Origin of the sequence: Siccirubricoccus soli (assembly GCF_024178315.1) — a bacterium.
Classification (GTDB): domain Bacteria; phylum Pseudomonadota; class Alphaproteobacteria; order Acetobacterales; family Acetobacteraceae; genus Siccirubricoccus; species Siccirubricoccus soli.
The window spans coordinates 25,558-45,003 of record NZ_JAMZIK010000070.1 but is presented as its reverse complement, the minus strand read 5'-3'; the positions used below and the strand labels follow the sequence as shown (position 1 = coordinate 45,003).

The following is a 19,446-nucleotide window of genomic DNA, read 5'->3' as shown; positions in this document are numbered from 1 at the left end:
CTGCCGCGGCCGGGTCCCATGCCGGCGCATGGCAGGGGGGCAGGTCCTGCCGGTTGCCTCCGGGGCGCGGCAGGGTCTATCCCGCGGCCCTTCCGGCCGGAGTTCCCCGCCATGACCGACATCGTCCCGATCCGCCGCGCCCTCCTTTCCGTGTCCGACAAGACCGGGCTGGTGGAGTTCGGCCGGTTCCTCGCGGCCAAGGGGGTGGAGATCCTCTCCACCGGCGGTACCGCCAAGGCCCTGCGGGAGGCCGGGGTGCCGGTGAAGGATGTCTCCGACCATACCGGCTTCCCGGAGATCCTGGACGGGCGGGTGAAGACCCTGGTGCCGCAGGTGCATGGCGGGCTGCTCTTCCGCCGCGACCTGGAGGAGCACCGGGCGCAGGTGGCGGCGCATGGCATCGCCCCGATCGACCTGGTGGCGGTGAACCTCTACCCCTTCGAGGCGACGGTGGCGAAGGGCGCCGATTTCGAGACCTGCATCGAGAACATCGATATCGGCGGCCCGGCGATGATCCGCAGCGCCGCCAAGAACCACGCCCATGTCGCGGTGCTGACCGAGCCCGGCGATTTCGCCGCGGTGCAGGCGGAGATGGCGGAGCAGGGCGGCACCACGCTCGCCACCCGCAAGCGCCTGGCCGCCGCCGCCTATGCCCGGACGGCGGCCTATGATGCCGCCATCTCCGGCTGGTTCGCCGGCCAGCTCGGCCAGGACTTCCCGCCGCGCCTCGCGGTGGCCGGGATCCTCAAGCAGACGCTGCGCTATGGCGAGAACCCGCACCAGCAGGCCGGCTTCTACCTGAGCGGCGAGCGCCGCGCGGGCATCGCCACCGCCCGTCAGGTGCAGGGCAAGGAGCTCTCCTACAACAACCTCAACGACACCGACGCCGCCTTCGAATGCGTCGCCGAGTTCGACAAGCCCGCGATCGTCATCGTCAAGCACGCCAATCCCTGCGGGGTGGCCGAGGGCGCGGACCTCGCCGCCGCCTGGGACAGGGCGCTGCTCTGCGACCCCGTCTCGGCCTTCGGCGGCATCGTCGCGGCCAACCGCAAGCTGGACGCCGCGGCGGCCGAGAAGATCGCGGCCATCTTCACCGAGGTGGTCATCGCCCCGGATGCGGACGAGGCGGCCCAGGCCGTCTTCGCCAGGAAGAAGAACCTGCGCCTGCTGCTGACCGGCGGCGTGCCCGACCCGGTGGCGCCCGGTCTTTTCTTCAAGAGCGTGGCCGGCGGCTTCCTCGCGCAATCCCGCGACGCCGGCCGGGTGACGGCCGAGGCGCTGAAGGTGGTCACGCAGCGCGCACCGACCGAGACCGAGATCGCCGACCTCCTCTTTGCCTTCCGCGTCTGCAAGCATGTGAAGTCCAACGCCATCGTCTATGCCAAGGGCCTGGCGACGGTCGGCATCGGCGCCGGGCAGATGAACCGGGTGGAAAGCAGCCGCATCGCCGCCTGGAAGAGCGAGGCGGCGGCCAAGGCGGCCGGCCTGCCGGAGCCGCTGGCCAAGGGCAGTGTCGTTGCCTCCGACGCCTTCTTCCCCTTCGCCGACGGGCTGGAGACGGCGGCGGCGGCGGGTGTCACGGCGGTGATCCAGCCCGGCGGCTCGATCCGCGATGCCGAGGTGATCGCGGCGGCGGACAAGGCGGGCCTCGCCATGGTCTTCACGGGCATGCGGCACTTCCGCCACTAGCTTCCCCACGAGGTCGCTGCGCAACGCCGCGGGGCCCCCAGGGGCACCGGGCGAGCAGCGCCTCGCACAGCCTGCCGCGGCAGAGCCGCGTCAGGCATCGGGCAGTCCGGTTCGGAGGTGGGAGCAAGGCCGGTGAGTTCGGACGCGGAGAAGATCGTCGGGCTGTATGAGCGGCACGCGGCGCTGTTCGCGGCGGAGCGCAGCACGGCGCTGTTCGAGCGGGGCTGGCTGGACCGCTTCCTGGCGCTGCTGCCGGAACGGCCGGCGGTGCTCGATATCGGCTGCGGCACGGGCGTGCCGATCGCGCGCCACCTGATGGCGGCCGGCTGCGCCGTGACGGGCGTGGATTCCTCGCCGCGGATGATCGGGCTCGCCCAGGGCAACCTGCCGGCCGGCGAGTGGCAGGTGGCGGATATGCGAACCCTGGCGCTCGGCCGGCGCTTTCACGGCATCCTGGCCTGGGACAGCTTCTTCCACCTGGGCCAGGCATCCCAGCGCGCCATGTTCCCGGTGTTCCGGGCCCATGCGGTGCCCGGGGCGGCGCTGATCTTCACCAGCGGGCCGGCGCAGGGCGAGGCCCTCGGCCGCTTCGGCGGGGAGGTGCTCTACCATGCCAGCCTGGCCCCCGAGGAGTACCGCGCGCTGCTGGCGGCGGAGGGCTTCCGCGTGGTGGCGCACCGGGCGGAGGATCCGGAGTGCGGTGGGCATACGGTCTGGCTGGCGCAACTGATTTAAGGGGATGCGATGGAACGCTTGATTGAGGGCTATCGCCGCTTCCGCGAGGAGACCTGGCCACAGCAGCGCGCCCGGTACGAGGCGCTGGCAGTCGCCGGCCAGTCGCCGGAGACCATGGTCATCGCCTGCTCCGACAGCCGGGTCGATCCCGCCGCCATCTTCGCCGCGGGACCGGGCGAGCTGTTCGTTGTCCGCAACGTCGCCAACCTGGTGCCGCCCTACATGCCGGATGCCGCCTTCCACGGCACCTCGGCCGCGCTGGAATTCGCCGTCCGGGTGCTGAAGGTGAAGCGGGTGGTGGTGATGGGTCATGCGCAATGCGGCGGCATCCGCGCCCTGCTGGAAGGCGCGCCGCCCGAGGCGAAGGATTTCGTCGCCGGCTGGATGCAGATCGCCGCCCCGGCGAGGGAGAGGGTGCTGCGCTGCGACCCTGCCGAGCGGCAGGAGCAGTGCGAACACGAGGCCATCCGCATCACCCTGCAGAACCTGATGACCTTCCCCTGGGTCGCCCAGGCCGTGGCCGAGGGCCGGCTGACGCTGCACGGCACGCATTTCGGCGTGGCCACCGGCCGGCTGCTGCAGATGGATTCCTCCGGCGGCTTCGTCGTGGTTTAATTCAAAGGGTTCCAGGGGTCTTTCGGCCCTTGGCGGGGAAGCCTGAGGGGGGCGCCGCGCCGTAGGGCGCGCCTCACGGCAAATCCCCCTCGGAGGGTCCGTGGACGACATCACCGATTGGGTGCTTGCGGTCCTGGTGCCGCTGGCCGCCGCGCTCGCCGGCGCGTTGCTGATGCTGGCCTTCCGCCCGCGCGGCGACGCCCGGCTGGCCGAGCGCCTGGACGCCCTGGCCGCCCGCATGGACGAGGCCGCCGCCGCGCAGCAGGACCGGCTGCACCGGACGCTCGCCGAGAATGCCGAGCGCGCCCAGGACAGCGCCCGCCGCATCCATGAGCGCCTGGCCGTCATCGACGCCGCCCGCGGCAATCTCGAGGCGCTGTCCGGCCAGGTGAACAGCCTCGCCGCCCTGCTCGGCAACAAGCAGGCGCGCGGCGCCTTCGGCGAGGTGCAGCTGCGCGACATGCTGGCGGACCGCCTGCCCGCCGAGGGCTGGGCCTGGCAGCATACGCTTGCCAACGGCACGCGCTGCGACGCGCTGATCCGCCTGCCCTTCCCGCCCGGCCCCATCGCCATCGACAGCAAATTCCCGCTCGAGGCCTGGCAGGCGCTGCGCACCGCGCCGGACGACGGGATGCGGGAGGCGGCCCGGAAGCGCCTCGCCACCGATATCCGCCGCCATGTGGAGGATGTGGCGAGCAAGTATGTCTGCCCGGGCGAGACGGCGGAGGGCGCGCTGATCTTCCTCCCCTCCGAGGCGCTGCATGCCGACCTCCACGCCCTGCATGGCGGGCTGGTGGCGGAGGCGGCGCGGCGCGGCGTCTATCTGGTCTCCCCGGGCACGCTCTGGGCGGTGCTGGGGGCCATGCGCGCCCTGATGCGCGACGTGCGGCTGAAGGCGGAGGCCGCGGCGCTGCGGCGGGAGGTGGCGAAGCTGGCGGAGGAAGCGTTGCGGCTGGACCGCCGCGTTGCCAACCTCAGGCGCCACCATGCCGAGTCGCAATCCGACATGGACCAGATCCTGCTGACCACCCAGAAGATCCTGAGCACCGCCGCCCGGATCGAGGCGGTGGAGATGGAGCCGCAACCCGCCGGGCGCCGCGCGGCAGAATGAGCCTGCTGCAGCTCCAGGCCCTGGCCGGGCTTGTCGCGCTCTGCCTGCTGGCCTGGGCCTGTGGGGGATTCCGCCGCGGCGTGCGGGCGCGGGTGGTGGTGGCGGGGCTGGGCGGGCAGATGCTGGTCGCGGCGCTGCTGCTGCATGTGCCGGTGCTGCGCCATGGCTTTGCGGCGGTGGGGGATGCGGTGGATGCGCTGGCGCGGGCGACGCGGGCCGGCACCACCCTCGTCTTCGGCTATCTCGGCGGCGGCCCCCTGCCCTTCGCCGAGACGGTGCCGGGCGGCAGCTTCATCCTCTTCTTCCAGGGCCTGCCCCTGGTGCTGGTGGTGGGGGCGCTCTCCGCCGCGCTCTATCACTGGCGGGTGCTGCCGCTGGTGGTGGATGTGCTGGCCGCCGGCCTCCGGCGCCTCTTCGGCCTCTCCGGCGCCTGCAACCTCTCGGTCGCCGCCAATGTCTTCGTCGGCATGGTGGAGGCACCGTTGCTCATCCGCCCCTGGCTGATGACGCTGACGAAGGCGGAGCTTTTCGTCGCCATGGTGGCCGGGCTGGCGACCATCAGCGGCAACATGCTGGTGGTCTATGCCACCATGATCGCGCCGGTGGTGCCGGATGCGGCGGGGCAGTTGCTGACCGCGAGCCTCGTCTCCGCCCCCGGCGCCGTCCTCGCCGCCCTGCTGATGCTGCCGGAGAGCGAGACGCCGGGCGGGGCGGCGCCGGAGGGCCCGCCGCCCCGCCTCTATGACAGCACCATGGATGCGCTGGTGCAGGGCACCGCGGAGGGGCTGCAATTGCTCCTCGGCATCATGGCCTCCCTCATCGTCTTCGTCGCCCTGGTGGCGCTGGTGAACGGGGCGCTGGAGCCGCTGACGGGCGTCACCCTGCAGCAGATCGGCGGCTGGGTGTTCTGGCCCCTGGCCTATGCGATGGGCGTCCCGGCGGAGGAGGCCGGCACCGTTGCCCGGCTGCTGGGCGTGAAGGTGGTGGTGAACGAATTCGTCAGCTATCTGGAGCTGGCGACGAGCGGCGGGGCGGGGCTCACCGAGCGCAGCCGGGTGATCCTGACCTATGCGCTCTGCGGCTTCACCAATTTTGCCTCGGTAGGAATCATGGTCACCGGCATGTCCGCCATGTGCCCGGGGCGCCGGGCGGAGATCGTCCGGCTTGGCCTGCCGAGCCTGGTGGCGGCCAGCATCGCCTGCTGCATGGCCGGCGCCACGGTGGGGGTGCTGACCGCGCCATGAGCGAAGCCCCCCTGTCCCGCAACGGCACCTATCCGCCGCTCGATGTGCCGAAGCCCATCGCCGAGGGCGTCTGGGTGGTGGATTCCGGGCCGCAAATGCTGATGGGCCTGCCCTTCCCGGTGCGGATGACGGTGCTGCACCTGGCGGATGGCGGCCTCTGGCTGCATTCGCCGACGCGCTACACCGGGCCGCTCGGCCAGGCAATCCGGGCGCTGGGACCGGTGCGGCACCTGGTCTCGCCCAGCACCGGGCATTGGGTGCATCTGCCCGCCTGGCAGCAGCGCTTCCCGGAGGCCCGGGTCTGGGCGCCGGAGGGCGTGCCGGAACGAGCCGCGGCGGCGGGGCTGCTGCTGGGCCCGCATGGCCGGCTGGGGGCGGCGGCGCCGGCGGCCTGGGCGGGGCAGATCACTCAGGAAGTGCTGCGGGGTTGGGGCTTCGTCGAAATCGCCTTCCACCACGCGCCGAGCCGCACCCTGGTGCTGACCGATACGGTGCAGGCCATGGAGCCACACCGCCTGCCCCTGGCCGCCGCGCTCTACGCCCGGCTGATGGGGACGGCGGCGCCGGTGGGCGGGGCGCCCAGGCCGGTGCGGCTGCTGATGCGCCGGCACGCGGCGGCGAACCGGGCAGCGGCGAGCCGGCTGCTGGCGCTGGGGCCGGACCGGGTGATCTTCGCCCATGGCGCCTTCTTCGACAGGGATGGGGCGGACAGGCTGCGGCGGTCCTGGCGCTGGCTGCTGCGGGGGTGAAGGCGGGCTCTGCCCCTGTAACCCGCCGTATCCCGCCGGCGGTTGCCGGCATTTGCCGGCAACGATCCCTCCCCGGTCCCCGGTGGGGGTCCGCAGGTTCGAGCCGGGCCGCGCAAGCGTGACCTCCGCATGCGCTTCCCTTTGCCCGGCCGGGACATGACACTCTGGCCAAGGACGTTGGGGGGCCGGAGCATGGTCGAGATCATTCGCATGGGAGGGCTGGAACTGCACTTCATGCAGAGCCGGGAAGGCACCGGGGCGGAGATCGACCTGTTCGAAATGACGGTCCAGCCCCAGGCCCGCATGCCGGTGCCGCATTACCACGAAAGCTGGGACGAGACGGTCTATGGCCTCTCCGGCACCGTCACCTTCACCGTGGACGGGGCCGATGTGCCGCTCGGCCCGGGCGAGAGCCTCTTCATCCGCCGCGGCGTGGTGCACGGCTTCCGCAATGACGGGCCGGGGGTGGCGCGCTGCCTCTGCCTGCTGAGCCCAGGCGCGCTGGGCCCGGCCTATTTCCGGGAGATCGCGGCGCTGCTGACGGAACAGCCGCCGGACCGGGCAGCGATGGAGGAGGTGATGCGGCGCTACGGGCTGGTGCCGGTGATGGCGGCCTGAGGCGCCAAGGGCCGTTACGGCACCAGGTCCAGGAAGGGCATCCCCGGCTCCGCCACATATACGATCAGCACGCGCAGCGGCGCCTCGGCGCGGTTGTAGCCGGTCATCCGCACCCCGTGCGGCTCCACCATCGCCTCGCCGGCGCGGAGGGTCATCGGCGGGCGACCCTCCATCTCCAGGGTGAAGGCGCCTTCCAGCACATAGACCGTGACCGGGTGGCGGTGGGTGTGGAACACGGTGCGGTCGCCGGGACGGAAGCTGGCGGTCAGCACCTGGACTTCCTGCTCCTCGCCCCGCGGCATGCCGGTGACGACCTCCCGGTGCAGGAGCTGTGGCCGGGCAAGCCCCGGCTCCTGCGCCCAGGCCGGGGTGCAGGCCAGAAGCAGGGCTGGCAGCAGGCGCATGGGTGGGTCCTCCCCGTCGCGGCACAGCCCAGGGCGGGTGGTGCGGGACCCCGGAGCCCCGGCGCCGCCCCAGGGTGGGGGAGCCTAGCCTGGACCGGGGTTCAGCCTTGAACGCAATCCGGTGTGGCGGCCGTTGCGCTGCGCCGCCCGGCGTGGATCATGGCGGGATCAGTCGAAGGACCCCGCCCCGATGAGTCACCTCGTCCACCGCAGCCTGCGCAGCGACCCGCCCCTCGCGGTGCGCGGCGAGGGCATTTTCCTGTACGACGCGGATGGCAGGCAGATCATCGACGGCTCGGGCGGCGCTGCCGTCGCCTGTCTCGGCCACGGCCATCCCAAGGTCATCGCCGCCATCAAGGCGCAGCTCGACAAGCTGGCCTATGCCCATACGGCGCTGTTTTCCTGCGACAGCGCGGAGGCGCTGGCGGATGTCATGGTCGGCCATGCCCCGGGCGGGCTGACCCATGCCTATTTCTGCTCCTCCGGCTCCGAGGGCAACGAGGCCGCCATCAAGATGGCGCGGCAGTATTTCCTCGAAATCGGCCAGCCCCAGCGGGTGAACTTCATCGCCCGACGGCAGAGCTACCACGGCAACACCCTCGGGGCGCTCTCGGCTGGCGGCAACGCCATGCGCCGCGCGCCCTATGCGCCGATCCTCTCCAAGGCCTTCCACCATGTCTCGCCCTGCTACCCCTACCGGGACCGGCGGGACGACGAGAGCGATGCGCAATACGTCGCCCGGCTGGTGGCGGAGCTGGAGGCCGAGTTCCAGCGCCTCGGTCCCGATACCGTCATCGCCTTCATGGCGGAGACGGTGGTGGGCGCGACCCTTGGCTGCGCCACGGCGCTGCCCGGTTATTTCGAGGGGGTGAAGGCGGTCTGCGACCGGCATGGCGCGCTGCTGATCCTGGATGAGGTGATGAGCGGCATGGGCCGCTGCGGCACCCTGCATGCCTGGGAGCAGGAAGGCGTCTCGCCCGACATTCAGATCGTGGCCAAGGGCCTCGGCGGCGGCTACCAGCCGATCGGCGGCATCCTGGTGCATCGACGGGTGATCGAGGGCCTCTCCCGCGGCAGCGGCGCCTTCATGCATGGCCATACCTACCAGGCCCACCCCGTCGCCTGCGCCGCCGCCCTGGCGGTGCAGCAGGTGATGGCGGAGGAGAAGCTGCTGGAGAACGTCCGGGCCATGGGCGCCCGCCTGAAGCAGCGCCTGACCGAGCGCTTCGGCAATCACCGCCATATCGGCGACATCCGCGGCCGCGGCCTGTTCTGGGCGGTGGAGTTCGTGCAGGACCGCGCGACGAAGCAGGTCTTCGACCCGGCGCTGAAGCTGAATGAGCGGGTGAAGCAGGAAGCCTTCCGCCGCGGCCTGGCCTGCTACCCGATGGGCGGCACCATCGACGGCAGGCATGGCGACCACGCCATCCTCGCCCCGCCCTACATCGCCACGCCGGAGCAGATCGACGCCATCGTCGAAATCTTCGGCGAGGCCATCGACGCCGTGCTGGCGGAGGTCCGGGCCTGATTGCAGGCCGGGGCGGCGAGGTCTAGCCTCGCCGCCAGGCTAGCACTCGCCTTGGACGCTGCCCGCTGCTCTGGCGCGGCTTTGCCACGTTAGGCTGGGCCGAAGCGCTGATCAGGCAGCGATCCCGGGGCCCCGCGGCGCCACGCGGCGGCGTCGTGGGGAATGGATGATGGAGGAAACCATGGCGACGGATACGATCGACGCGGCAATGGGCTTCGCCCCGGACTATGACAGCCCGGTGCCCTACATGCAGCGCACCCGGGAGTACTACAAGGCGATCGGCTACGACCCCTATCGCTGGGCCCACTACATCGAGGTGCCCTTTGCCCCGATGACGAAGGCGCTCCGCGAGGCGCGCATCGGCCTGATCACCACCGCCGCCCCCTACGACCCCGCCAAGGGCGACCAGGGCCCCGGTGCGCCCTACAACTCCGCCGCCAAATTCTACGAGGTCTATTCCGGCGACACGGCGCAGGAGCACGATCTGCGCATCAGCCATATCGGCTACGACCGCAAGCACACGACGGCGACGGACAGCAACAGCTGGTTCCCGCTGCACGCGCTGCGCCGCGCCGTCGCCGCCGGACGGATCAAGGAGATCGCGCCCCGCTTCCACGGCGCGCCGACCAATCGCAGCCACCGCCACACCGTCACCAAGGACTGCCCCGAGCTGCTGAAGCGGGTGCAGGAGGATCAGGTGGATGCGGTGCTGCTGGTGCCCAATTGCCCGGTCTGCCACCAGACCTGCAGCCTGGCGGCCCGTTACCTGGAAGCCGCCGGCATCCCCACCGTGGTGATGGGCTGCGCCAAGGACATCGTCGAGCATTGCGGCGTGCCGCGCTTCCTGTTCAACGACTTCCCGCTGGGCAATTCCGCCGGCAAGCCGCATGACCAGGCGAGCCAGGACGCGACGCTGGAGCTGGCGCTGAAGGTGCTGGAATCCGCCATCGGCCCGCGCACCACGGTGCAGAACCCACAGCGCTGGAACGCCGACGGCTTGTGGAAGAAGGACTACTACGACCTGGAGGCGATCGGCGAGGCGGAGCTGCAGCGCCGCCGCGACGAGTTCAACCGCCAGAAGGAGATCGCCCGCTCCATCCGCGAGAAGGCCGCCTGAGGCATGGCTGAGGCACGGCCCTTCGAGGGCGTCAGGATCCTCGACTTCACCCAGGTGCTGGCGGGCCCTTTCGCCAGCTACCAGCTCGGCATCCTCGGTGCCGATGTGGTGAAGGTGGAACGGCGGGAAGGCGAGGATGCGCGGCGCAACCCGCTTTCCCGCGAATGGGCGGCGCGCGGCATGGCGCCCTCCTGGCAGGCGGTGAACAACGGCAAGCGCAGCCTGACGCTCGACCTGCAGAAGCCGGAGGCGGTGGAGATCGTGAAGCGCCTCGCCGCCGAGGCCGATGTGGTGATGGAGAATTTCCGCCCCGGCGTCATGGACCGCCTCGGCATCGGCTATGCGGCGCTTTCGGCCATCAATCCGCGGTTGATCTATGCCTCCGTCTCCGGCTTCGGCCATACCGGGCCGGACCGGAACGAGGCCGGCTATGACGGCCGCATCCAGGCCATGTCCGGCATCATGGCGATGACCGGGCATCCGGGCAGCGACCCGCTGCGGGCCGGCTTCGCCATCTGCGACATCCTCTCCGGCATGACGGCGGCCTATGGCGTCGCCTCCGCCCTGTTCCAGCGGACGCATACCGGCCGCGGCCAGAAGGTGGATGTGTCCATGCTGGACTCCACCCTCGCCTTCCTCGGCGGCCAAGTGGCGGATTGGACGGTGGGCGGCCACCAGCAGCGGCAATTCGGCAACCAAGCGGTCAGCCGCCGCGCCACGGCCAACCTGTTCAAGGCCGGCGAGGGCCACCTGCTGCTGGCGGTGAACAATGACCGGCAATACGAGGCGCTGGTGACGACCCTCGGCATCAAGGCGGAGCTGGAGGCCGATCCGCGCTTCGCCGACTGGTTCCTGCGGCTGGAGAACACCGAGGCGCTGCGGGAGGTGCTGGAACGGGCGCTCGCCGCCGACAGCGCGGAGAATTGGGAGGAGCGGCTGAACCAGGCCGGCGCCCCCTGCGCCCGCATCTACCGGGTGGACGAGGTGATCGAGCACCGCCAGGTGAAGGCGCGCGGCAAGCTGCAGGAGGTGGAGACGGCTTGGGGCCGGCTGCGCTTCGCCACCAACGGCTTCATCCTGGCGCATGGCGATGCGCGGATCGACCGGCCGGCGCCGGCGCTCGGGGCGCATACCGACGAGGTGCTGGCGCAGGCGGGGTTCGGGGCGGCGGAGATCGCTGCGCTCAGGGCCAACAACGTGATTTGAGGGAGGGCTCTGCCCTCCCCCAACCCCCCACCCGCAAAGGGCCGAAAGGCCCTTTGAACCCTTGAGTTAGGCCATGCCACCGCGGGCGGCGATGGGCCAGAGGCATTCCACGCGGCCACCGCGCACGCCGACATACCAGTCGTAGCGGTCCACGGTCGGGTCGCAATGGCCGGGAACCAGGCGTAGCTTCTCGCCCAGCGCGGGTGCTTCGCCATCCTCCACCAGCAGCTTGCCGTGTTCGTCGGAGGCGCCGACATAGCGCAGGCTGGGGCGCTGCCAGACCTGCGGCAGACCGCTATCCACCGAGACCGCCTTGTGCCCGGCATCCACCACCGCGACACCCGGGATGGCGCGGCTCATCACCGTGGCCAGCACGAAGAGGCTATGGCGGAAAGGCGGCGGCACCTGGTTGCGGGCGTAATCCGCATCCATGAAGGTGTAGGAGCCGGCCTGGATCTCGGTATAGACGCCGCTCGCCGCCTCCAGCGCGAAGGTGCCGGTGCCGCCGCCGCCGACGATCGGGCAGTCCAGCCCGCGCTGGCGAAGCTGCTCCACCGTGCGGCGCGTCACCTCGGCGGCATGGCCGATGGCGGCCTCGCGCTCCTCCGGCGCGCGCTTGTGCTGGGCGCTGCCCTGGTAGCTTTGCAGCCCGCCGAAGCGGAGATGATGGCTGCCAGCGATCGCCTCCGCCAGCGCCACCGCGGCGGGGCCGGGCGCCACGCCGCAGCGAGCGGCGCCGCAATCGATCTCGACAAGGACGGGGATGCGGACGCCCGCCGCCTCGGCCGCCGCCGCGATAGCCGCCACCTGCTCCGCGTCATCGGCGCAGACCGCCACGTTCGCGATGCGGGCCAGCGCCATCAGCCGGTTCAGCTTGCGCGCGCCGACCACCTGGTTGGAGACGAGAATGTCCGGGATGCCGCCCCAGGCCAGCGCCTCGGCCTCCGCCACCTTCTGCACGCATTGCCCGACCGCGCCGCGCGCCATCTGCAGCTTCGCGATCACCGCGGATTTGTGCGTCTTGGCATGCGCGCGCAGCTTCGCCCCGGTCGGCGCCAGCAGCGCGGCCATGGCGTCCAGATTGGCCTCGAAGGCATCCAGGTCGAGGATCAGGGCGGGGGTGTCCACCTCCTCCTCGCGCATGCCCGGTTCGGCGGGGGGTGGTTGCAGCATCGGGAGTCTCCGCTGGGTTTGACGGTTAGTCTAAGGCGTGGACGGGTCCTCGTCTCGCCCGGGCGCAGACTCATGGTTTCCAAAGGCCTTTCGGCCTTTGGTGGAGGGAGCTCGAAGGGGGCAAAGCCCCTCTCGGTGCCCTATATTGCCCGCATGGCCCGTCGTCCCACCCCACCCGCCGAGGATCTATTCGGCGCCCCTCCCCCACCGCAGGAGGAGCCGGTGTCCGGCCCCCGCCCCCTCGCCGACCGCCTGCGCCCCCGTGCCCTGGAGGAGGTGGTGGGCCAGGATCACCTGGTGGGCCCCGAGGGCGCCCTCACCGGCATGCTCGCCCGTGGCAGCCTGGCTTCGCTGATCCTCTGGGGCCCGCCCGGCGTCGGCAAGACCACCATCGCCCGCCTGCTGGCGGAGCGGGCCGGCCTCGACTTCGTCTCCCTCTCCGCCGTCTTCTCCGGCGTCGCCGACCTCAAGCGCGCCTTCGACGAGGCGAAGCTGCGCCGCCGCGCCGGCCGCGGCACCCTGCTCTTCGTGGATGAGATCCATCGCTTCAACCGCGCCCAGCAGGACGGTTTCCTGCCGGTGGTGGAGGACGGGACGGTGACGCTGGTCGGCGCCACCACGGAGAATCCCTCCTTCGCCCTGAACGGCGCCTTGCTCTCCCGCTGCCAGGTGCTGGTGCTGCGCCGGCTGGATGATGCGGCGCTGGAGAAGCTGCTGACCCGCGCCGAGGAAGAGGGCGGCCGCGCCCTGCCGCTGGATCAGGCCGCCCGCGCCACGCTGCGCGCCATGGCGGATGGCGATGGGCGCTACCTGCTGAACCTCGCGGAACAGCTCCTCGCCCTGCCGGAGGGGACGCAACCCCTGACGCCGGAGGGGCTGGCCGAGCTCCTCTCCCGCCGTGCCGCGCTCTACGACAAGGACCGGGAGGAGCACTACAACCTCATCTCCGCCCTGCATAAGTCGCTGCGTGGATCGGATCCGGATGCCGCGCTCTACTGGTTCGCCCGCATGCTCCAGGGCGGCGAGGACCCGCGCTACATCGCCCGCCGCCTCACCCGCTTCGCCGCCGAGGATGTCGGCATGGCGGACCCGCGCGCCCTGCCGCTCGCCATCGCGGCCTGGGAGACCTATGAGCGGCTCGGCTCGCCGGAGGGGGAGCTGGCCCTGGCGCAGCTTGTCGTGCATCTCGGCACCGCGCCCAAGTCGAACGCCGTCTATGCCGCCTGGGGCGCGGCGCAGCGGGCGGCGAAGGAGACGGGCAGCCTGATGCCGCCGAAGCACATCCTCAACGCACCGACCAGGCTGATGAAGGGCCTCGGCTACGGGGCGGGCTATGCCTATGACCATGACGAGGAGGGCGCCTTCTCCGGCCAGAACTACTTCCCGGATGGCATGCAGCGGCAGAGCTTCTACCGCCCCGCCGGCCGCGGGGCGGAAGCGGCGGTGAAGGAGCGGCTGGAGGAATGGGCGCGGCTCCGCGCCCGCAAGGCGCGCGAGGCGTGAACTTGGCCTTCGCGCCGCTCTCCCTGGCGCTGGTGGCACTGGGCGGGGCCATCGGCTCGGTGCTGCGCTATGTCGTCTCGGTGCAGGGGGTGCTGCGCTTCGGCACGCATTTCCCCTGGGGGACGCTGGCGGTGAACGTCATCGGCAGCGCGCTGATCGGCGCGCTGGGCGCCCTGCCCCTGCCGCAGGAGGCACGGCTCTTCCTCATCACCGGCTGCCTCGGCGGCTTCACCACCTTCAGCGCCTTCAGCCTGGAGACCGAGCTGCTGGCGCAGCGCGCACCCGTCCTGGCGGCGGCCTATGTCGGGCTCAGCCTGGTGCTGGGCCTTGGCGCCTGCGCCCTCTGCTATACCCTGCTGCGACGGGGATAAGGGGGAAGCGCGGCATGATCGACATCATCGGCTGCTGGCGGCTGGTGCAGGTGCGGGCGACCGGGGCGGATGGCGCGCCGATCACGGACCACCAATATGGGCCGTCGCCCATGGGCATCGTGCAATTCACGCCGGAGCGCATGCATGCGGCGGTGGGCGATGGCCGTGCGGAGATGCCGCCAGGGAAGACGCGCTTCTGGGTCTCCTATGGCGGCCCCTGGCGTTTCGACGGCGCGGTGCTGGTGACGAAGGTGGATGTCACCTCCATGCCCGACCGGATGGGGACCGATCAGGTGCGGCAGGTGCGGGCGGATGGGACGCGGATCTGGTTGAGCCCGCCGGCGCGGGAGGTGGACGGCGTGCTGCACCGGCTGGAATTGCAGTGGGAGAGGGTGGGGTAGGACATATCGGGGGCTTTGCCCCCGAGCCCCAGCAGGGGGCGCTGCCCCCTGCACCCCCGCCGGGGAGGATACTCCTCCCCGGGCCCCGGTGTGAGTCAGCGGGTTGAACCTTCGGGGCTGAAACGCCCACCGGCGGCAAGGCCCCGCGCCGCCGCTACACCGCCCGCCCGGCCAGGAAGCCCTCATACACCGCCTCCTCCGCGCTGCGCGGCGCCAGGCAGTCGCCGGCCAGGTGCAACTCCAGTCCGAGGCCGGCCAGCTCCCGCTCCAGCGCCGTCTCCGCGGCATGGCCGGTCGCCAGCACCACCGTCTCGATGCCCTCGCGGATCACCGCCTCGCCGGACGCGGTGTGCTGCAGATAGGCGGCGCCCGCATCCACGCCGAACAGCCGCATATCGGGCAGGATCTCCACCCCCAGCCGGTGCAGCCGCGCCAGCCAGGTGGTGCGCAGATAGATCTGCAGACTGAAGCCGGCATGCGGCGCATCGACGGCGAGCACCACCTTGTGCCCCTCCCGCCCCAGCTTCTCCGCCAGCCCCATCCCCACCCAATCGGCCCGCCAATCGGCGACCAGCACGCTGGCCCCCGGATTGGCGCCGCCCTGCAGCACCACCCAGGCGGAGAGCACATGCCCCTCCTCCCGCCCCTCGATCTCCGGCTCATAAGGGGCGGCGCCGGTAGCGACCACCACGGCCTCCGGCGCCAGCGCCGCCACCAGCGCCCGGTCCACCCTGGTGTTCAGCCGGATCTCGACGCCCGCCAGCGCCAGTTCCCGCTGCAGATTGGTGATGAGGCCGCCGAATTCCGCCCGCTCCGGCAGGAGCTGCGCCAGCCTCACCTGGCCGCCCAGGAAAGGGCCGGCCTCGCAGAGGGTGGCGCGGTGCCCCCGCTCCGCTGCCGTCACCGCCGCCTTCATCCCGGCCGGGCCGCCGCCCGCCACCAGCACCCGGCGCGGCGCCACGGCCGGGCGCGGGGCGCCGAGCTTCGCCTCCCGCCCGCTCACCGGGTTCTGGATGCAGGACAGGGCATAGCCGGCATGGAAATGCCCGATGCAGGCCTGATTGCAGGCGATGCAGGCGCGGATGTCCTCCAGCCGCCCGGCCGCCGCCTTCCGTGGCATGTCGGGGTCGGAGATCATTGCCCGCGTCATGCCGACCATGTCCGCCTGGCCGGCGCGCAGCACCTGCTCGGCGGTCTGCGGCTGGTTGATCCGCCCGGCTACGAAGACCGGCAGCCCGGTCTCCGCCTTCAGCCGCCCGGCCAACGGCGCGACATAGGCGGGCGGGATGTCCATGGGCGGCACCACATGCAAGGAGCCCGCCTGCCCGGCCATGGAGCCGAGCGTGACATTCACGTAGTCCACCGCCCCGAGCGCGGCGAGGGCCCGGCAGGCGGCGATCGCCTCCGCCGCCTCCAGCCCGTCCGGCTCCCGCTCCTCGACGGAGATGCGCAGCCCCACCAGCCGTTCCCCCACCGCCTGCCGCACCGCCGCCAGGCTCTCCGCCAGGAAGCGCAGCCGGCCCTCCGGGGAGCCGCCATAGCGATCCGCGCGCAGGTTGGTCCGCGGGTTGAGGAATTGCGCGTAGAGCAGCCCATGGCTCGCCAGCAGCTCCACCCCGTCCAGCCCGGCCTCCGCCATGCGCCTTGCGCCGGCGGCGGCCGCCGCCACCAGCTCCTCCACCATCTCCGTCGGCATCTCGCGCGGCATGGTCTGGAAGCGGTGATCCGGCACGGCGGAGGCGGCATAGGCCACCTCCCGCAGCCCGCCCCGCAGCCGCTTGCTGACGCGACCGGCATGGGAGAGCTGGCCGAAGATCCTCGCCCCCTCCCCCTGCACCGCCGCGGCCAGCGCCCGGTAGCCCGGGATGCAGCCATCGTCGCAGACGATCAGCTCCGGTGAGTCGGTGAAGGCGGAGGGGTGGAAGCGGGCGGATTCCACGATGATGAGCCCGGCCCCGCCCCGTGCCCGAGCGGCGTGGTAGGCGATCAGCGCCTCCCCAGGCGCGCCCTTCTCCGCCAGGAAGGTCTGGTGTCCGGTGGAGAGGATCCGGTTGCGCAGCTCCAGATGCCGGAGCCGCAGCGGGAAAAACAGCATCTCCAGGGGCTTCGCCACGCGTCGCTCCGCACCGGCCAGCCGGCATTGAAGGCGTGAAACAGCCGAGGCGGCAAGCCACCGCGCTTTCCTTCCGGAAAGGCAAGGCGCGGAGCGATCACGATATGCTGCAACGCACCATCTACCTTGCAGTGCAGCATAAGCCGGACTATGTCAGTTCCGAGTACGGGAGATGCAGCCGCCCACGGCCCTTGCCTGAGCCCGCCTGGCCTCCCGGCCCGGCCACAGAGAGGGTCGCATGAATCGTCGATTGTTCCTGGGCGCCGCCTTGGCCGCGCCTGCCCTGCTCCGCACCGCATCCGCCCGCGCCGCGACGCCGGTGGATGTGGAATTGGTCCTCGCGGTGGATGTCAGCCGCTCGGTGGATCCCGAGGAGCAGGAGATGCAATTCTCCGGTTACGAGGCCGCCTTCCGCGACCCGCGCCTGATCGAGGGCATCATGGGCGGCCCGCTCGGCTCCATCGCCTGCACCATGTTCACCTGGTCCGACTGGCATATCCAGAACACCGTGGTGCCCTGGATGCATCTGAACGGCCCGGAGGCGGCCAATCGCTTCGCCGACGCCATCGCCAATGCGCCGCGGCGGACTTGGCTCTACACTTCCATCTCCGGCGCCATCGACCATGCGGCCAAGCAATTCGGTCAGGGCTTCGAGGGCACGCGGAAGGTCGTGGACATCTCTGGCGACGGGGTGAACAATTCCGGCCGGCCGCTGGCCGAGGCGCGGGCCGAGGCGCTGGAGCAGGGCATCGTGCTGAACGGCCTCGCCGTGCTGGACAGGACGCCGACACCGCTCTCGCTCGCCGCCGCCTTGCCGCCGCTGGACGATTACTACCGCAACGAGGTGATCGGCGGCCCCGGCGCCTTCCTGGTGGTGGCCGAAGGGTTCGAGGCCTTCGACGCCGCGGTGCGCCGCAAGATCATCCGCGAGATCGCCGCGGTGCCGGCGCCCGGGCCGCAGATCGAGCGCTTCGCCTGAGATCCTGGCTGGGCGCCGCCCGGCTATCCCGCCAGCCGCATGCGCAGCCCCGGCCTCGGCCGGGGCGCGCTGCCGCCGGCGGAAATGCGGAAAGCCCGGTCTTTCTTTGTTCTTTCTTCATGCCTATCCGCTCTGCTACGCGCAGGTCAGGAGACGGGCAGGATGCCGCTCAACAGCATGGGCCGCGCGCTGGATGCGGCGGCCGGACATTTCGCGCGCGGCCTGCGCCGCAGCCTGCTGAGCGAATTGCGCGCCGCCGCCCAGCTGAACGAGCTCTCCCTGCATTACCAGCCCCGGGTCGCCCTGCCGGATGGCAGCCCGCGCGGGGCGGAAGCCCTGCTGCGCTGGACCAACCCCTTCTATGGCGAGGTCTCGCCTGCCCGCTTCATCCCGCTGGCGGAAGCCTCCGGCCTCATCCTGCCGCTGGGCGGCTGGGTGCTGCGGGAGGCGACGAAGGAGGCCGCTTCCTGGCCCGGGGGCGGCATCCTCTCGGTCAATGTCTCGGCCCGCCAAGTCGAGGCCGGGGTGCTCGAGGCGCAGCTCGACCAGGCCCTGGCCGAAAGCGGCCTGCCGCCGGAGCGGCTGGAGCTGGAGCTGACGGAATCTCTCGCCCTGGCGGAGAGCGAGGAGGTCCGCGGCACCCTCGCCCGGCTGCGGCAGCGCGGCGTCGGCCTGGCGCTGGATGATTTCGGCACCGGCCATGCCTCCCTGGCCCGGCTGCGGCGCCTGCCCTTCTCCTCGGTGAAGCTGGACCGCCTCTTCCTCGGCGACCTGCCACGGGACGCCGGGAATGCCGCCATCCTCCGCGCCGTCCGGCAGATCGCCAGCGCGCTCCGGGTGAAGCTGGTGGCGGAGGGGGTGGAGCAGCCGGAGCAGCGGGATTTCCTCACCGAGATCGGCTGCGAGGAGGCCCAGGGCTGGCTCTTCGCCTACCCCATGCCGGCGGCGGCGCTGCGCGACTACTGGCACCGCGCGGCCCTGCCGAGCGCTGCCCCGCGCCCGATGGCAGGCGCCGCCGGCGCCCCCAGCCTGGCGACCGCCCTGCCGAGCCGCTGAGCCGCCCAGCGCGCGGGCCGACGGCTTCGGCGCAGGCGGAGCTTGCCCTATGCTGCGCCCATGACCCAGCCCAGCCCGGACGCCATCGCGGCCGAGATCCTCGCCCAGACCAGCGCCAGCGGGCCGGGCGGCTCCATCTCCCCGAACGAGGTGGCGCGTGCCCTGGCGGGCGGAGAGGAAGCCACGTGGCGATCCCTGTTGACGCCCGTGCGCCAGGCGGCGCTGGCGCTGCAGGCGGCGGGGGAGATCGAGATCCTGCGCAAGGGCAAGCCGGTGCCGGCCGAGGCGGTACGCGGGGTCATCCGCCTGCGCCGGCGGGCAGGGGCATGAGCGGCCTCGCCGCCCTGTTCGGCCGCGGCACGGCCGGGCTGCCGCCGCCGGCGCCGGTGGAGTTCGGCTGGCTGAAGCTGCCGGCCTCGCCGAACACCTGCCTGGCGGCGCCGCCCGGGGCGCATCCCCAGGCGCATCTCCTCACCCGGCCGCTGCCCATTCCGGTGGAGGCCGCCTGGCCAAAGCTGCAGGCGGTGGCGGCCGGCTTCCCACGGACCTGGAAGCTGGCGGAATGGCCGGAACGCTTCCAGGCGCAATGGGTGCAGCGGACGGCGCTGCTGAACTTCCCGGACATCATCGCGGCCGAGCTGACCTCCGGCCCCGCCGGGACCGGGCTGTTCCTCTACTCCCGCAGCCTGTTCGGCCACGCGGATTTCGGGGTGAACCGGCGGCGGGTGGAAGCCTGGCTGGCCGCGCTGGACGCCGAGCTGCGCCGCGGTTGAACCCGGGGTGGTTGCCGTGCCTCCACCACCTGCCGCCTCGGGCCCGGGCGCCCTGCGGTGC

20 protein-coding genes are annotated in these 19,446 nt (G+C 71.8%); 17 read left to right on the top strand and 3 right to left on the bottom strand.

All coding sequences use genetic code 11. The features are described from left to right. The first annotated feature begins 111 nt into the window (after positions 1–111). From purH to NJ376_RS11770, 7 genes are all read left to right on the top strand, one after another. Positions 112–1,689, top strand: coding sequence for a bifunctional phosphoribosylaminoimidazolecarboxamide formyltransferase/IMP cyclohydrolase (gene purH, locus NJ376_RS11800; protein WP_252953464.1), 1,578 nt, complete (start codon positions 112–114; stop codon positions 1,687–1,689). Positions 1,690–1,821: 132 nt separating this feature from the next. Next, positions 1,822–2,424, top strand: a complete 603-nt coding sequence (locus NJ376_RS11795) for a class I SAM-dependent DNA methyltransferase (RefSeq protein WP_252953463.1) — start codon at positions 1,822–1,824, stop codon at positions 2,422–2,424. Between the two features lie 9 nt (positions 2,425–2,433). Continuing rightward, complete coding sequence (locus tag NJ376_RS11790) at positions 2,434–3,039, top strand: carbonic anhydrase (RefSeq protein ID WP_252953462.1); 606 nt, start codon at positions 2,434–2,436, stop codon at positions 3,037–3,039. 100 nt (positions 3,040–3,139) lie between these two features. Further along, entirely contained in the window at positions 3,140–4,150 is a 1,011-nt protein-coding gene (locus NJ376_RS11785) for a DNA recombination protein RmuC (RefSeq protein WP_252953461.1), read from the top strand. After that, complete coding sequence (locus NJ376_RS11780) at positions 4,147–5,394, top strand: NupC/NupG family nucleoside CNT transporter (protein WP_252953460.1); 1,248 nt, start codon at positions 4,147–4,149, stop codon at positions 5,392–5,394. The genes NJ376_RS11785 and NJ376_RS11780 overlap by 4 nt, the downstream gene beginning before the upstream one ends. Then, positions 5,391–6,143 (top strand): DUF4336 domain-containing protein, encoded by a 753-nt coding sequence (locus tag NJ376_RS11775; RefSeq protein ID WP_252953459.1) that lies wholly within the window; start codon positions 5,391–5,393, stop codon positions 6,141–6,143. Before NJ376_RS11780 ends, NJ376_RS11775 begins: the two co-directional genes overlap by 4 nt. A gap of 192 nt (positions 6,144–6,335) precedes the next feature. Next, positions 6,336–6,761: a cupin domain-containing protein gene (locus NJ376_RS11770; protein WP_252953458.1), complete on the top strand. Its 426-nt coding sequence runs from the start codon at positions 6,336–6,338 to the stop codon at positions 6,759–6,761. A gap of 14 nt (positions 6,762–6,775) precedes the next feature. Here the strand turns inward: NJ376_RS11770 and NJ376_RS11765 are convergent, their stop codons facing one another. Beyond that, positions 6,776–7,165 (bottom strand): cupin domain-containing protein, encoded by a 390-nt coding sequence (locus tag NJ376_RS11765; RefSeq protein ID WP_252953457.1) that lies wholly within the window; start codon positions 7,163–7,165, stop codon positions 6,776–6,778. Positions 7,166–7,355: 190 nt separating this feature from the next. On the opposite strand from NJ376_RS11765, the gene NJ376_RS11760 reads away from it, so the two are divergent. The 3 genes from NJ376_RS11760 to NJ376_RS11750 all read left to right on the top strand — a co-directional run bounded on the left by NJ376_RS11760 (position 7,356) and on the right by NJ376_RS11750 (position 11,016). Next, positions 7,356–8,693 carry an aspartate aminotransferase family protein gene (locus tag NJ376_RS11760; protein ID WP_252953456.1) on the top strand — a complete coding sequence of 446 codons (1,338 nt, stop codon included), beginning with the start codon at positions 7,356–7,358 and terminating at the stop codon, positions 8,691–8,693. Between the two features lie 169 nt (positions 8,694–8,862). Next, positions 8,863–9,810 (top strand): glycine/sarcosine/betaine reductase selenoprotein B family protein, encoded by a 948-nt coding sequence (locus NJ376_RS11755; RefSeq protein ID WP_252953455.1) that lies wholly within the window; start codon positions 8,863–8,865, stop codon positions 9,808–9,810. A 3-nt stretch (positions 9,811–9,813) separates the two neighbouring features. Further along, positions 9,814–11,016, top strand: coding sequence for a CaiB/BaiF CoA transferase family protein (locus NJ376_RS11750; protein WP_252953454.1), 1,203 nt, complete (start codon positions 9,814–9,816; stop codon positions 11,014–11,016). Positions 11,017–11,082: 66 nt separating this feature from the next. On the opposite strand, the gene NJ376_RS11745 is transcribed toward NJ376_RS11750, so the two are convergent. After that, positions 11,083–12,189 carry a DSD1 family PLP-dependent enzyme gene (locus tag NJ376_RS11745; protein ID WP_252953453.1) on the bottom strand — a complete coding sequence of 369 codons (1,107 nt, stop codon included), beginning with the start codon at positions 12,187–12,189 and terminating at the stop codon, positions 11,083–11,085. 153 nt (positions 12,190–12,342) lie between these two features. Here NJ376_RS11745 and NJ376_RS11740 point away from each other — a divergent pair, with 153 nt between their 5' ends. The 3 genes from NJ376_RS11740 to NJ376_RS11730 are packed head-to-tail and all read left to right on the top strand — an operon-like array spanning position 12,343 to position 14,464. Next, positions 12,343–13,692: a replication-associated recombination protein A gene (locus NJ376_RS11740; protein WP_252953452.1), complete on the top strand. Its 1,350-nt coding sequence runs from the start codon at positions 12,343–12,345 to the stop codon at positions 13,690–13,692. Continuing rightward, on the top strand, positions 13,689–14,063 hold the full coding sequence (locus NJ376_RS11735; protein WP_252953451.1) for a fluoride efflux transporter FluC: 375 nt from the start codon (positions 13,689–13,691) through the stop codon (positions 14,061–14,063). Before NJ376_RS11740 ends, NJ376_RS11735 begins: the two co-directional genes overlap by 4 nt. 14 nt (positions 14,064–14,077) lie before the next feature. Beyond that, the gene (locus NJ376_RS11730; protein ID WP_252953450.1) at positions 14,078–14,464 is read left to right on the top strand and encodes a lipocalin-like domain-containing protein; all 387 of its coding nucleotides are present in this window, start codon (positions 14,078–14,080) and stop codon (positions 14,462–14,464) included. A 154-nt stretch (positions 14,465–14,618) separates the two neighbouring features. On the opposite strand, the gene NJ376_RS11725 is transcribed toward NJ376_RS11730, so the two are convergent. Continuing rightward, positions 14,619–16,577: an oxidoreductase gene (locus tag NJ376_RS11725; protein WP_252953449.1), complete on the bottom strand. Its 1,959-nt coding sequence runs from the start codon at positions 16,575–16,577 to the stop codon at positions 14,619–14,621. A 238-nt stretch (positions 16,578–16,815) separates the two neighbouring features. Here NJ376_RS11725 and NJ376_RS11720 point away from each other — a divergent pair, with 238 nt between their 5' ends. From NJ376_RS11720 to NJ376_RS11705, 4 genes are all read left to right on the top strand, one after another. After that, entirely contained in the window at positions 16,816–17,556 is a 741-nt protein-coding gene (locus NJ376_RS11720; RefSeq protein ID WP_252953448.1) for a DUF1194 domain-containing protein, read from the top strand. A gap of 162 nt (positions 17,557–17,718) precedes the next feature. Next, positions 17,719–18,612: a putative bifunctional diguanylate cyclase/phosphodiesterase gene (locus NJ376_RS11715; protein ID WP_252953447.1), complete on the top strand. Its 894-nt coding sequence runs from the start codon at positions 17,719–17,721 to the stop codon at positions 18,610–18,612. A 60-nt stretch (positions 18,613–18,672) separates the two neighbouring features. After that, positions 18,673–18,942, top strand: coding sequence for a DUF3253 domain-containing protein (locus NJ376_RS11710; RefSeq protein WP_252953446.1), 270 nt, complete (start codon positions 18,673–18,675; stop codon positions 18,940–18,942). Further along, a complete protein-coding gene (locus NJ376_RS11705; protein WP_252953445.1) occupies positions 18,939–19,385 on the top strand; it encodes a DUF1499 domain-containing protein in 447 nt (148 codons plus the stop codon). The genes NJ376_RS11710 and NJ376_RS11705 overlap by 4 nt, the downstream gene beginning before the upstream one ends. Positions 19,386–19,446 lie beyond the last annotated feature (61 nt).